The organism is Chelativorans sp. M5D2P16 (assembly GCF_034427935.1).
Classification (GTDB): Bacteria; Pseudomonadota; Alphaproteobacteria; order Rhizobiales; family Rhizobiaceae; genus Chelativorans.
In genome coordinates, this window is sequence record NZ_JAXQNM010000042.1 from 263,395 (window position 1) to 276,199 (window position 12,805).

Genomic DNA, 12,805 nt, shown 5'->3' on the forward strand with positions numbered 1-12,805 from the left:
TGGCAGGCCCCCTTCGCTTGAACCTTACAAGGCGTCTGACACGCCATCCGGGATCATTCGTTGTCGGCAGCCTCCGTCGCCAAGGCCTTCACCAGGTCCAGGACCCGGCGCCGCACCTTGGGATCGCTGATCTTCACGAACGCACGGTTGAGCTGGATGCCCTCGGATGTGCTCAGGAAATCCGTGACGAATGTCGAGCCCTCCTCTCCGAAACCCGGAGCGCCGTCCTCGCCCGGAGCCCCCTCGAAGAAGAACGACACCGGTGCATTGAGGATCGAAGCGATTGCCTGCAGCCGGCTGGCGCCGACACGGTTGGTGCCCTTCTCGTATTTCTGGATCTGCTGGAAAGTGATGCCAAGGCTCTCGCCCAGCTTCTCCTGGCTGATACCGAGCATGTTCCGACGGAGCCTTATTCTGCTTCCAACATGAACATCGATCGGATTCGGCCTCTTCTTGTTGTTGTTCATCTGTCCCTCACGTACGGCTTCAATTCCAAGTTTGTAAAGGCCATGCCCTTGAGGGATCGCCTCCCCAACAACCATGCAGGATTGAGCCGCCTACTCTTATGTGGAGGCCGGTCTCGTGTTGTCAATTCGAGCGGCCGCGTATGTTTAACAGCAGCGTGAGCATGCCAAAAAAAATGACAAATGTAAGCCCGCGCTGCTTGATATCCCCCATAACAAAGTTTTCTCTTTCAAAAAAATACGATCGCTCCAAAGGCAACGACACGTCGAGCACGCCGCGACCGGCTGAAAAAGCATCTATGATTCGGCCGCGGGCATCGACGGCAGCGGAAATACCGTCAGGGGTCGCCAACAGCAACGGCAGACCGGCCTCCACCGCGCGCAACTGGGCATGGCGCAGGTACTGGCCGGGACCCGGCGTTCCCGTAAAACGAGAAAAATCCGCCGGGTTGACGATGAGATCGGCCCGGCCTTCCGTCACAGCGGCGATGCCGGGGACCACGGCTTCACTGCCGATAAGCGGTATGGCCGTCATCTCTTCCGGCAGGGACAGCAGATCTCCACCGTTTCCGCCGGAGAACGGCTGCGGCACTTCCGCCTCAATGCCGGCCGGGCGCTTCAGAAAAATCGCAGACGGCGGGAAATGCACCCTGTCCGCAGCATCTGCGATCGCGCCGCTGCTTTCCACCACCACGACGGAATCGTAGAGCCGGCGCGCACCGGTCTCGCCCTCCTCGTCGCGCATGGCGCCGGCGAGCAGGACCTCACCCTCGCCCAGTGTCTCTCCCAACGCCGCGAGGATATCGGGCCGGTCGGCAAGGACCGCGGGGATCGCCAGTTCCGGCCACAGGATCAGACGCGGGCTCGCGCCGTCCGGGCCAGGGGCGGCGGTAAGCGTTCGATAGGCCGCGAAGACTTGCTCGAAATCGCCGTCGCGCGCACCGGCCTGCACGATACGGACCGGGACGAAGCGCTCAGGCTGCGGCGCGGTGGCGAGATTCAGATAACCGTAGCCGAAAAAGGCGGCGGAAAGCAGAACGGCAAGGCCAAGCCCCAGCCGCGCGCCACGGCCGGCGGCAAGAAGGGCGGGTGCGGAGAACACGTAGACGGCCAGGCTGGTGACGCCGAAAACGCCCACGAGTTGCGCTGCCTGCATGAAAAGCGGAACAGGCATCGCGACAAAGCCGACAACATTCCATGCCAGTCCCGGAGACAGCATCGCACGAAGCCACTCGGCCGCACCGAAGCCGAAGGCGAGCGCGCCGATGCGCCCGGCGCCATCGCTCCACAACAGCCGTGTGGCAAGCGCGGCAAGACCATGGAAGACGGCGAGCAGCGCCGGCACGCCGAGGACGGCGAGCGGCAGTGCCCATCCGGCAGATCCTTGCGGACCGATGAAGGCGGCGCCGATCCACCATAGACCGGCCAGGAAATAACCGAAGCCGAACCACCAGCCGGTTGCGAAGGCGGAGAGAAACTGGCTTGCCCGGCCACCTGTCCCCACCGCGCCGTCCAGCAGCCAGACCAGCATGGGGAAGGCGATGAACCCGGCCGCGGGAAAGTCGACAGGCGCAAGGCCGAGCGCCGCTACCGCGCCGGCGAAGACGGCGGCAAGCCGCCGCTGCCACCCCCAAAGCAGGATCACTCGACCGGCAAACCGCTCCATCAGGACACCCGCACCCCGAATCAGGTGAGTAGACTTACCAGCCGGCGCCGCCCGCTCCAAACGTGCCGTCGCAGGCTTTCTTAGCCGATCGGGAAATTTCGGGCCCGGACCGATCTCAAAGGGCGCGGGTGCCGGCGGGATCCCATACGCGACAAAGAAGCGCGAAGCTCTACTGCCGCTCCACCGGCTTCAGGATGCGGCGGCGACGTTCCGCCGTCCGGCCCTGGACGATCCGCACGCGCTTGACGCGGCGGGGATCGGCGTCGATCACATGGAACTCGAAGCCGGGGATCGCCTGCACCACCTCGCCGCGCGCCGGCACACGACCGAGCGTGTTGAAGATCATGCCGCCGATCGTATCCACGTCCTCGGCGTGCTCGCCGGGGCCGAAGCCGTCGCCGATCGCCTTGGCCACATCCTCGATCTCCGCCCTCGCGTCGACGAGGAAAATGCCGTCGCCGGTCTTCTCGATCATCGGTTCGTTCTCGTCGTGCTCGTCCTCGATGTCGCCGATGACCATCTCGACGATGTCCTCCAAGGAGACGAGTCCGTCCGTGCCGCCATATTCGTCGATGACAAGCGCCATCTGAATGCGGCCGGCCTGCATCCGCGCCATCAGGTCGGAGGCCAGCATGGAAGGCGGCACGAAGAGGAGCGGACGCACGATGTTGAGCTCCTCGATGGGGCGGTCGAGATCGACGTCACCCAGAAGGAGCGGCGCGTTGGCTTCGGTTTTGCGGTTGCCACGTCCCTTCTTCTGGCGCGCTGCGCGGATGAGATGGCCCACCACGTCGCGGATGTGCACCATGCCGCGCGGATCGTCGAGCGATTCCGCGTAGACGGGCATGCGCGAGTGCGCACCACGTTCGAAAATGTTGAGAAGGTCACCCAGCCTGGTCGACAGGTCCACCGCCTGAATCTCGGCGCGCGCAACCATAACATCCTCCACGCGCAATTCGCGCAGGCGCAGGATGTTCTGCAGCATCGCCCGCTCGCCAGGCGAGAAGGAGGTCGTATCGGCGGTGTGTTCGTGAAGCGCGTCGGCAAGATCCTCGCGCAGGGAGGTGCCGTTGCGCAAACCCAAGAAGGCGGCCAGCCGGTTGAACAGCGATGGACCTGCTTGAGCGCGCTGCGGCGGTCTACTCGACCCCTCTTCCCCCTCCGCAGGGGATCCGCTTTCGCCGTCCGGCGGCTCGCCGACGGCGATCATTGAAGTGTCAGTCATCGTCTTTCAGTCGTTTGCACCACACAATTAGGCATAGGGATCGGCGATGGCAAGGCCCTTGAGAACAGCGCGTTCGAGTTCCTCCATCTCGTCCGCCTCCCGATCCGTCTCGTGATCATAGCCCACGAGATGCAGAAAGCCGTGAACGATGAGATGGCTAAGATGATGATCGAAGGGCTTCCCCTCCGCCCGGGCCTCGCGGACAACCGTCCCATAGGCAAGCGCGATGTCGCCCAGATGCGGGGGCCCGCCCGGCAGGCCGGCATTGTCGGGTGCGGGGAAGGACAGCACGTTGGTCGGCTTGTCCTTGCCGCGGAAACGGGCGTTCAGAGCGCGGATCTCCTCGTCTTCCGTAAAGAGAATGCCGAGCGTGTGCGGCGTGTCCATCTTGGTCACGGCCGAGGCCGCGGCCACCGCGCGCCGCGCCAGCTCGCCCAACGCCTCCTCGGGCGGCCAGCCGCCCGCTTCGATGGTCATGTCGATGGCGAGCGCAGTACCGGCCGCGGCGTCTCGATTATCCATCTTTCCGGGCCGCCGGCGGCGTGCTTGGGGCCTTGCGGTCATAAGCCTCGACGATCGCCGCCACCAACGGATGGCGGACCACGTCCTTTTCGTTGAAGCGCACGGTGACGATCCCCTCGATGTCCTTCAGCACCTGCAGGGCCTCGACAAGGCCGGATTTCGTGTTGGGCGGCAGGTCGATCTGGCTGGGGTCGCCGGTGACGATCATGCGTCCGTTCTCGCCGAGGCGGGTCAGGAACATCTTCATCTGCATCGGCGTGGTGTTCTGCGCCTCGTCGAGGATCACCACGGCATTGTTGAGCGTGCGCCCGCGCATGAAGGCGAGCGGGGCAATCTCGATGACGTCGGCGGCGAGCGCGCGCTCGACCTTGTCGGCCGGGATCATGTCGTAGAGCGCGTCATAGAGCGGGCGCAGATAGGGGTCGACCTTCTCGCGCATATCGCCGGGAAGGAAGCCGAGCCGTTCGCCCGCTTCCACCGCCGGCCGCGACAGGACGATGCGTTCCACCATGCCGCGCTCGAGCAGCATGGCGGCGTAGGCAACGGCCAGGAAGGTCTTGCCTGTGCCGGCCGGGCCGATGCCGAAAACGAGTTCCGCGCGCTCCAGGGCGCGCATATAGGCGTCCTGGTTGGCCGAGCGGGCATAGACGGTGCGCTTGCGCGTGGAAATCTGCGCGGCGGCAAGCTTGCCCTTCGATTCCAGGGTGGGCAGGCTCAACTGGTCGTCCGCCGCCTGCGCAAGACGCACCGCGCCGTCGACTTCGGAGGCGGACAGCTCCGTGCCGCCCTGCACCAGCCCGTAGAGATAGTCGAGGGCGCGGCGGGCCTGCTCGGCCGCCGTCGTCTCGCCCTTGATGGAAAGCTGATTGCCCTTCGAGTTGATGTCGACGCCGAGCTTCTGCTCGATACGCGCCAGATTCTCGTCAAACGGACCGTAAAGCGCCCCGGCGAGTTTGTTGTTGTCGAAGGTCAGCACGATGTGTGCCATGTCCGAGGCCCCGGAGGGCGCATTCCGCAGCTCCATGCCCGCGTTCAAACGTACACCCCCTTTGTGGCCTCGGCACGTTCCGGCGCGCCGATCTCACCAACAGGATCGGCAAACAGGCTGTTGGGTCCGGCCCGCGCGATCCGCACCTTCACAATGTCGCCGATTCTGCCCGCCGCGTCATCAACAATCACCGGCTGCAGCCAGGGCGAACGGCCGACGAGCTGGCCGGCCTCGCGGCCGGGCTTCTCCAGAAGCAGGTCGATCTCGGTGCCGACGAGGCTTCGGGCGAAATCGCGCTGCTGTTCGGTGAGAAGCGCCTGCAGGCGCTGCAGGCGCTCGCCCTTCACGGCTTCGGGCACGTGATCGGCCATATCGGCGCCGGGCGTGCCCGGCCGCGGCGAATACTTGAAGGAGAAGGCCTGCGCATAGCCGACCGCGCGCACGAGGCGCATGGTCTCCGCAAAATCCTCCTCCGTCTCTCCGGGGAAGCCGACGATGAAGTCGCCCGACATGGCGATGTCCGGGCGGGCGGCGCGGATGCGCTCGATGAGGCGCAGATACTCCTCCGCCGTATGCCGGCGGTTCATGGCCTTCAGGATTCGGTCGGAGCCGGCCTGCACCGGCAGGTGCAGATAGGGCATCAGCTTGTCGAGGTCGCGATGGGCGGCGATCAGCGCGTCATCCATGTCGCGCGGGTGGCTCGTGGTGTAGCGCAGCCGGTCGATGCCGGGAATTTCGGCCAGCCGGAACAGCAGCTCGCCGAGCCCCCATTCGCGCCCGTCCACACCCTCGCCGTGCCAGGCGTTCACGTTCTGGCCGAGCAGCGTCACCTCGCGCACGCCGGATGCGGCCAGGCGCTCCGCCTCGGCCACGATCTGCGACACCGGGCGAGATACCTCCGCGCCGCGCGTATAGGGCACAACGCAGAAGGTGCAGAACTTGTCGCAGCCTTCCTGTACGGTGAGGAAGGCGGTGACGCCCCGGCTCCTCACTATCCGGCCTTCCGGGTGCGGCAGATGCGCGAACTTGTCCTCGATGGCGTATTCGGTCTCGACAATCTTCTCGCCGCCCCTGGCGCGCTTCACCACGGCGGGAAGGCGATGATAGGTCTGCGGCCCGATGACGAGATCGACCGCCGGCGCGCGGCGCAGGATCTCGCGCCCCTCGGCCTGGGCGACACAGCCCGACACGCCGATCAGCGTCTCGCGCCCGTCTTTGGCGCGCTCTTCCTTCAACTGGCGAATGCGCCCGAGCTCCGAATAAACCTTCTCGGCCGCTTTCTCGCGAATGTGGCAGGTGTTGAGAAGTACGAGGTCGGCATCCTCGATGACATCCGTTGCGCAGTAGCCGTCCGCCGCCAGCGCGTCGGTCATGCGCTGGGAATCGTATACGTTCATCTGGCAGCCATAGGTCTTCACGAAGACCTTCTTGGTAGCGGTGTCGACCGTGCCCGTCCCGGGCGTTTCCTTGCCGCTCATAATCTCCGGCGCCGTGTTCTGTTCCATGCCGGTTTCCTAACGTTTTTGCGGGTCAAAAAACAGCTGGTTTTTGCCCTTCGTCCGATTCAGTTTCCGCCTCCCGCCGGCGAAGCGCGCCGACCAGCATGGCGCGCACCGCCTTCTCTGCCCTGCGCGCGACCGTCTTGCGGTCCGATCCCGCAGAGAAGGGAATGGGTTCGCCGAAGCACACCTCGACGTCCACCGTGCCCGCGGCAAGCAGGATCTTGAGGTGCGGCAGCAACGCCATATCGCCGATCCAGGCGATATCGGCACGCTCGCGCAGGTCGAGCAGGAGACCATTGCGGCGCATATAGGCTATGGCGACGGGCTGCACCAGCACCCGTTCGGACCGAAGTGCGGCGAGCGCCGCCTGCGCGGCGCCGAAGAGACTGGTCTTGAAGGGCAGCACGCGGTTGCCGTCGCCGGTCGTGCCCTCGGCGAACAGGACCATCGGATCGCCGTCGGCGAGCCGCGCGGCGATCTCGCGCACCTGGCCGGGCGAAGCGCGCCTGCGCTCGCGCTCCACGAAGACCGAACGCTGCAGCCGTGCGAACGTCCCCATCACCGGCCAGTCCCGCACCTCCGCCTTGGCGACGAAATGGACGCCGTCGAGCGCCCCGAGAACCAGAATGTCGGTCCAGGACACGTGGTTCGCCACGATCAGCAGCGGCCGCTCCGGCATTACCCCGCCTCGCACATGAACGCGTATGCCCAGAAGCCTCAACGTCAGCCGGTGCCACAGCCGCGGGGCGATGCGATCACTCCACCAGCCGGTGCGCAACGCAATCTCCTGTATCAGCATCAGGGGCAACGTGTAGACGGCAACGAGCAGAAGTATCGCCGGATACTTCACAAAGCGGAGGAATTTTCCAATGGACACGGGTATTCCTACCGCAAATCGCGGCGCATCACCAGCGCTGCCGTCCGGCCCGAGGCCTTGTGCTCGTAGTACTCCGGACGACGGCCCACCTCGCGGAAGCCGAGCCGGCGGTAAAGGGCGATCGCCGGGTGGTTGGTCTCGTCCACCTCGAGGAACAGCGCCTCGGCGCGTTCGGCATGAAGATGGCGCAGGACCGCATCCATCAGCATGTAGCCGAGTCCACGGCGACGATAGGCGTGGCCGACAGCCAGCGTGAGAATCTCGGCTTCGCCCGCAGCCATGCGCGCCAGGACAAAACCGCAGGGTTTCGTGCCGGGGGCGCCCTCCTCCACCGCGGCAAAGCCGAAGACCGCCCCCTCCCCGAGAAGGGCGGTGAATTCATCTTCCGTCCAGGGGCGGGTGAAATCCTCCATGTGCAGCGCCGCAAGCGCTTCGCTGTCGGCGCTTTCCAGCGCGCGCACCGTGTAGCTCCGGCGGCGGAAGGGGAAAAACGACGCGGCCATCAGCGTTCTTTCAGGGGCAGGGCATAGGCTGTCTGCGGCCTGGCGTCGGGCGCGCGCAGATAAAGGGGCCTCGGACTTTCACCCGCCGGTCGACCGGCGGCGATCCGGGCATAGACGCCGATATCCGCCGTCGCGCGCTGCGGACCCAGGTCGACATCGCCCGCGGCGGCTTCGGCCACGAGGGGCGCCGCATTGCCGGCCAGAACGGGCCGAGCAGCACGCGCGCTCTCCGCCAGCCGGTCCAGAGAGGCAAGCGCAGGCGCTTGGGTGCAAGCGCCGGTGGCGTCGTAAAGTGCGGCGGCGAGGCTGTCGGGCCGGTTGCCTACCACGACCAGGACGGGGCGGCCTGGAAAGGAGTCCTGCGCCTCGACCGCGAGCGCCTCGAGCGTGGTCACGCCGATGGCGGGTATCTTCAGCGCCAATGCAAGCCCGCGTGCCGCCGCCACGCCCACGCGCACGCCGGTGAAGGAGCCGGGGCCGACCGACACCGCGACCGCGTCCACCGCGTCGTAGGCGGTGTCCGCCGCCTGCAGCGCCTCCCCGATGACGCGCATGACGTGCTCGGCGTGGCCTTTGCCCAGGTCGATGACGGCGCGCCCGGCTTCCGCTCGGGCGTCGCTATCGTAAACACAGGCCGCGCAGAGCGAGGCAGCGGTATCGATGGCCAGGATTTTCATGGGACAGCCGTATTAAAGCAGAAGCGCTATCTCGGACAAGCATAACTCTACCTGGCCCGGTCCCGCTCCTTCTTCTCCAGCCGGCGTGCATGCAGCACCGGCTCGGTGTAGCCGTTCGGCTGCTCGCGGCCCTTGAAGACGAGGTCGCAAGCCGCCTGGAAGGCGATGGAGGCGTCGAAATCCGGCGCCATGGGCGTGTAGTTGGGGTCGCCGGCGTTCTGCCGGTCGACGACTTCGGCCATGCGCTTCATCGTGTTCATCACCTGCTCAGGGGTCACCACGCCGTGGTGCAGCCAGTTGGCGATGTGCTGGGAGGAGATGCGCAGGGTAGCGCGGTCCTCCATCAGGCCGACATCATTGATGTCCGGCACCTTGGAGCAGCCGATCCCCTGGTCGATCCAGCGCACCACATAACCGAGGATTCCCTGCGCGTTGTTGTCGAGCTCCTGCTTGATCTCGTCCGCGGCCCAGTTCGGCCGTGTGGCGACCGGCACGGACAGGAGGTCGGAAAGGCTGGCACGCGGGCGGCCCTTCAGCTTTTCCTGAACGGCCTTCACGTCCACCTTGTGATAGTGCGTGGCGTGCAGCGTGGCCGCCGTGGGCGAGGGCACCCAGGCGGTGTTGGCGCCGGCTTGCGGCTGGCCGATCTTCTGCTCCAGCATGGCCGCCATCCTGTCGGGCATCGCCCACATGCCCTTGCCGATCTGCGCCCGGCCGGAAAGCCCGCATTTTAGCCCGACATCGACGTTCCAGTCCTCATAGGCGGCGATCCAGGCGGAGGACTTCATGTCGTTCTTGCGGATCATCGGCCCGGCCTCCATGGAGGTGTGGATCTCGTCGCCGGTACGGTCGAGGAAGCCCGTGTTGATGAAGACCACGCGTTCGGAGGCGGCGCGGATGCATTCCGCGAGGTTGACGGTGGTGCGCCGCTCCTCGTCCATGAGGCCCATCTTCAGTGTATTGCGCGATAGCCCGAGCGCATCCTCGACGCGGCCGAAGAGGTCGACCGTGAAGGCGACCTCCTCGGGGCCGTGCATCTTCGGCTGGACGATGTAGATCGACCCGGTGCGGCTGTTCAAGTGGCGACCCCCGGAGCCGATGTCGTGCAGCGCGATCATGGCGGTGAACATGGCGTCCACGATGCCCTCCGGCGCCTCGTTGCCGTCGCGGTCGAGGATCGCCGGGCTGGTCATCAGGTGGCCGACATTGCGCACCAGCATGAGCGCACGGCCCTTGAGCATGCGTTCGCCACCGTCCGGCGCGCGGTAGGACAGATCAGGGTTGAGCCGGCGGGTGAAGATCTCGTCTCCCTTGCGCACCTCGGCTGCCAGATCGCCCTTCATCAGGCCCAGCCAGTTGCGGTAGGCCAGCACCTTGTCTTCCGCATCGACGGCGGCGATGGAATCCTCGCAATCCATGATGGTCGTCAGCGCCGATTCCAGGGCCACGTCGGCGATGCCGGCACTGTCGGTCCGGCCGATGGGGTGGTCACGGTCGACGACGACGCGCGCATGCAGACCGTTGCGCCGAAGAACGATCCCGGACGGCGCCTCGCGCTCGCCTTCGTAGCCGGCGAACCGGGCCGGCTCTTGCAAGCCGGCACGCCCCGTCGCGGTCTTCACGACCAGCTTTCCGTCCTCGACGGCAAGGCCGATCGCATCCGCCCAGCGTGCGCCTTCAAGCGGTGCGCATTCGTCGAGGAAGGCGCGTGCCCAGGCGACCACCTTCTCGCCGCGCTTCGGGTTGTACCCCCTGCCCCGTTCCGCCCCGTCGCTTTCGGCAATGACGTCCGTGCCGTAGAGCGCATCGTAGAGCGAGCCCCAGCGGGCGTTCGCCGCATTCAGCGCATAGCGCGCGTTTATCAACGGCACGACGAGCTGGGGGCCGGCGACCTCGGCGATCTCCGGATCGACATTCTCCGTCGTGACGCTGAAACCCGGGCCTTCCGGCAGCAGGTAGCCGATCTCGCGCAGGAAGGCTTCGTGGGACGCCGCATCGGCGGGCAGGCCGTTTTCACGGTACCAGGCATCGAGCGTCGCCTGCAGTTGGTCACGCCTTTCAAGCAACGCGCGGTTTTCCGGCGTGAGCGCGTCAACGATCGCGGCGAGGCTTTTCCAGAAGCCGTCCGCTTCGACGCCCGTGCCAGGCAAGGCCTCCTTCATGGCAAAATCGTAGAGCTCTCGGGCAATCTTCAGCCCGTGAATCTCGACGCGATCACTCATCAGTACATCTCCACTCGATTCACTTGGGCGCGGTTTGATCACGCCGGCGACGTGCGGTCAATCGCCGCAGGCGGTGCGCGGGCGCCCTGTCGCGACAGCTTCGATCGTGGCCCCGAGAAAAAGGCGCCGGCCCTCCGCCTCGACCGCCTGCACCCGGCGTTGCGAATGCAACACCGGTGTTTCGGCGCCGCTTGCCGCCGCGCGGGCGGCAGCCTGCGCGCGCGCCTCTTCTTCGGCGAAGGAGAGGGCGTCCTCTTCCGTCGGGAAGGTGCCCGTCTCCGATCCCACGGAGACGCGGAAAAGCCCTTCCTGCGGCTGCACGACCTCGGCCTCGACCGTAACCCGCACCTGGCCGGCCACCGCGCCGATGGCGCTGGCGACGTCCAGATGGCGAGGCAGGATGCATTCCGTTCCAAGGTGCTTCCCCAGCGCGGCATAATGCAGCGGCGCCGAGGCCCCGAGCCCGATCACCGGCCTGTCCAACGTCAGCGAAAGGCGCGCCACGCCCTCCCGTTTATCGAGCGCCCTGACGACCAGGGGATGCGCCACCGAAACCGCGCCCTCCAGGCCGTCCTCCACGAAGGCTGTCTCCAGCACCGCCTCCACCGAACGGCGCTCGAGCAGACGCAGGACGCGCGCACAAAGAGCATCGGCATCGCTTTCCAACGCACGCCCGCGCCCATCCGGCCGCCGCGCAAAAAGGGCCGCGCCGACGCGCGCGGCCGCAATTTCCCAGCCCTCCTGCCCTCCCGTCACATGGGCGGCATCCGACGGCGTAAAGCCGGATGTCTGAACCAATCCGCGGGCGACGAGCCGCTCCAGAACGGCCAATTCCGTGCCCCCTCCCAGAACGGTGTCGAGCGGCAGCGGCGCCGGGCCCAGGCGGGCATAAAGCCGCGCTTCGCTGGCACTCAAACCCGCCGCGTAACGCTCCGGCAATCCGGTCGAGAAGGCGAACCGGCCGTCGAGGCGCGCCGGCTGCCCGCGCCGGAGCTGGCGCTCCAGTTGCGGCAACACGGCGCCGGGAAAGAGCGTCTCCGCCAGCGACAAGGGCACGAGGCGGCGCGGGCCGAGGCGCAGGACGGGATCCAGCGTGCCGTTTTCCAGCGAAACCTCCGAATCGCCGCCCAGGCCGAAGGTGCGCATGGCCACCGCCTCCACCATGGTGCGGTAACCGCCCACCATGGCGCCTTGCGGGTCGAGGCGCGGCCGCCCCTTAAAGAGCAGCGCCACGTCCGTCGTTGTGCCGCCGATATCGGCCACGACCGCCTCATCGATTCCGGTCAGGTGGTGTGCGCCGACGAGACTTGCCGCCGGACCGGACAGGATGGTCTCGATGGGCCGGACACGGGCGAGATCGGCCGAAACCAGCGCCCCGTCTCCGCGTACGACCATCAGCGGCGCGGTGATGCCGCGCGTCTCCAGAAAGCCGCCCGCCGAGGCGATCAGGCGATCGATGAGCGCGATCAGGCGGGCATTCAAAAGCGTCGTGAGGGCACGGCGCGGCCCGCCGAGCCGGACCGACAACTCGTGGCTGGCGGTCACCGGCAGGCCGGTCCGCGCGCGGATGGTCGTGGCGACGGCCTGTTCGTGCGCCGGATCGCGCACGGCGAAGTAGGCGCAGATCGCGAAGGCGGTGACGGCCGGCGCGACCTTCTCCAGCCACGGTGCCAGCGGCGCGGTGTCGAGCGGGCGCTCGTTGCCCAGACCGTCATGCCCGCCGGCAAGGAAGAGCACGGGGTCCCGCCCGAGCGCCTGACGCAGTCCGTCGCGTGCCAGATCGGCCTCCTCGAAACCGATCATCACCAGCCCCACGCGCCCGCCCTGGCCTTCTACCAGCGCATTGGTGGCCAGCGTGGTCGACATGGAGACGAGGCCGATCCCGCGCCCCCCGGTTCCGGGGGCCAGCACCTTGTCCACCGCTCTGGCAATCCCCACGGCAAGGTCGTGCCGCGTGGTCAGCGCCTTGGCCTTGGCCATCACACCCGCGGCCTCGTCGTAAAGAACCGCGTCGGTGTAGGTACCGCCCGTGTCGATGCCGAGGAGAAGCGGCGCGTTTGCGGTGTCGGGGTGCTGCATTCCTGTCGTGGCCGGGCCTGTTGCGTCAGCCGGGCTGTAGCCCAGACCGGAGTGCCGGGGAAGCCCGCAAATGGAGAAGG

General features: G+C 66.8%; 11 protein-coding genes. All 11 read right to left on the reverse strand.

Annotated features, from left to right (window positions below):
- Positions 1-53: 53 nt before the first annotated feature.
- The 11 genes from SIN08_RS23465 to SIN08_RS23515 all read right to left on the reverse strand — a co-directional run bounded on the left by SIN08_RS23465 (position 54) and on the right by SIN08_RS23515 (position 12,725).
- Positions 54-467, reverse strand: coding sequence for a helix-turn-helix domain-containing protein (locus SIN08_RS23465; RefSeq protein WP_322454038.1), 414 nt, complete (start codon positions 465-467; stop codon positions 54-56).
- Positions 468-588: 121 nt separating this feature from the next.
- On the reverse strand, positions 589-2,130 hold the full coding sequence (gene lnt, locus SIN08_RS23470; RefSeq protein ID WP_322454039.1) for an apolipoprotein N-acyltransferase: 1,542 nt from the start codon (positions 2,128-2,130) through the stop codon (positions 589-591).
- A gap of 169 nt (positions 2,131-2,299) precedes the next feature.
- Positions 2,300-3,355 carry a hemolysin family protein gene (locus SIN08_RS23475; RefSeq protein ID WP_322454040.1) on the reverse strand — a complete coding sequence of 352 codons (1,056 nt, stop codon included), beginning with the start codon at positions 3,353-3,355 and terminating at the stop codon, positions 2,300-2,302.
- A gap of 27 nt (positions 3,356-3,382) precedes the next feature.
- Entirely contained in the window at positions 3,383-3,877 is a 495-nt protein-coding gene (gene ybeY / locus SIN08_RS23480) for an rRNA maturation RNase YbeY (RefSeq protein WP_322454041.1), read from the reverse strand.
- Positions 3,870-4,865 (reverse strand): PhoH family protein, encoded by a 996-nt coding sequence (locus tag SIN08_RS23485; protein WP_322454042.1) that lies wholly within the window; start codon positions 4,863-4,865, stop codon positions 3,870-3,872. Before SIN08_RS23485 ends, ybeY begins: the two co-directional genes overlap by 8 nt.
- Positions 4,866-4,909: 44 nt before the next feature.
- Positions 4,910-6,343, reverse strand: a complete 1,434-nt coding sequence (gene miaB / locus SIN08_RS23490; RefSeq protein WP_322454074.1) for a tRNA (N6-isopentenyl adenosine(37)-C2)-methylthiotransferase MiaB — start codon at positions 6,341-6,343, stop codon at positions 4,910-4,912.
- Between the two features lie 52 nt (positions 6,344-6,395).
- The gene (locus tag SIN08_RS23495; protein WP_416208126.1) at positions 6,396-7,244 is read right to left on the reverse strand and encodes a lysophospholipid acyltransferase family protein; all 849 of its coding nucleotides are present in this window, start codon (positions 7,242-7,244) and stop codon (positions 6,396-6,398) included.
- An 8-nt stretch (positions 7,245-7,252) separates the two neighbouring features.
- Positions 7,253-7,747 (reverse strand): ribosomal protein S18-alanine N-acetyltransferase, encoded by a 495-nt coding sequence (gene rimI / locus SIN08_RS23500; protein WP_322454043.1) that lies wholly within the window; start codon positions 7,745-7,747, stop codon positions 7,253-7,255.
- Entirely contained in the window at positions 7,747-8,424 is a 678-nt protein-coding gene (gene tsaB, locus SIN08_RS23505) for a tRNA (adenosine(37)-N6)-threonylcarbamoyltransferase complex dimerization subunit type 1 TsaB (protein ID WP_322454044.1), read from the reverse strand. The genes rimI and tsaB overlap by 1 nt, the downstream gene beginning before the upstream one ends.
- A gap of 47 nt (positions 8,425-8,471) precedes the next feature.
- The gene (locus tag SIN08_RS23510; RefSeq protein WP_322454045.1) at positions 8,472-10,646 is read right to left on the reverse strand and encodes a malate synthase G; all 2,175 of its coding nucleotides are present in this window, start codon (positions 10,644-10,646) and stop codon (positions 8,472-8,474) included.
- Between the two features lie 57 nt (positions 10,647-10,703).
- The gene (locus SIN08_RS23515) at positions 10,704-12,725 is read right to left on the reverse strand and encodes a hydantoinase/oxoprolinase family protein (RefSeq protein ID WP_322454046.1); all 2,022 of its coding nucleotides are present in this window, start codon (positions 12,723-12,725) and stop codon (positions 10,704-10,706) included.
- Positions 12,726-12,805: the final 80 nt, after the last annotated feature.

What these genes read in the sequence shown, in the direction of transcription:
- SIN08_RS23465 (WP_322454038.1), bottom strand. Translation starts at nt 467, where the DNA reads ATGAACAACAACAAGAAGAGGCCGAATCCGATCGATGTTCATGTTGGA.
- lnt (WP_322454039.1), bottom strand. Translation starts at nt 2,130, where the DNA reads ATGGAGCGGTTTGCCGGTCGAGTGATCCTGCTTTGGGGGTGGCAGCGG.
- SIN08_RS23475 (WP_322454040.1), bottom strand. Translation starts at nt 3,355, where the DNA reads ATGACTGACACTTCAATGATCGCCGTCGGCGAGCCGCCGGACGGCGAA.
- ybeY (WP_322454041.1), bottom strand. Translation starts at nt 3,877, where the DNA reads ATGGATAATCGAGACGCCGCGGCCGGTACTGCGCTCGCCATCGACATG.
- SIN08_RS23485 (WP_322454042.1), bottom strand. Translation starts at nt 4,865, where the DNA reads ATGGCACACATCGTGCTGACCTTCGACAACAACAAACTCGCCGGGGCG.
- miaB (WP_322454074.1), bottom strand. Translation starts at nt 6,343, where the DNA reads ATGAGCGGCAAGGAAACGCCCGGGACGGGCACGGTCGACACCGCTACC.
- rimI (WP_322454043.1), bottom strand. Translation starts at nt 7,747, where the DNA reads ATGGCCGCGTCGTTTTTCCCCTTCCGCCGCCGGAGCTACACGGTGCGC.
- tsaB (WP_322454044.1), bottom strand. Translation starts at nt 8,424, where the DNA reads ATGAAAATCCTGGCCATCGATACCGCTGCCTCGCTCTGCGCGGCCTGT.
- SIN08_RS23510 (WP_322454045.1), bottom strand. Translation starts at nt 10,646, where the DNA reads ATGAGTGATCGCGTCGAGATTCACGGGCTGAAGATTGCCCGAGAGCTC.
- SIN08_RS23515 (WP_322454046.1), bottom strand. Translation starts at nt 12,725, where the DNA reads ATGCAGCACCCCGACACCGCAAACGCGCCGCTTCTCCTCGGCATCGAC.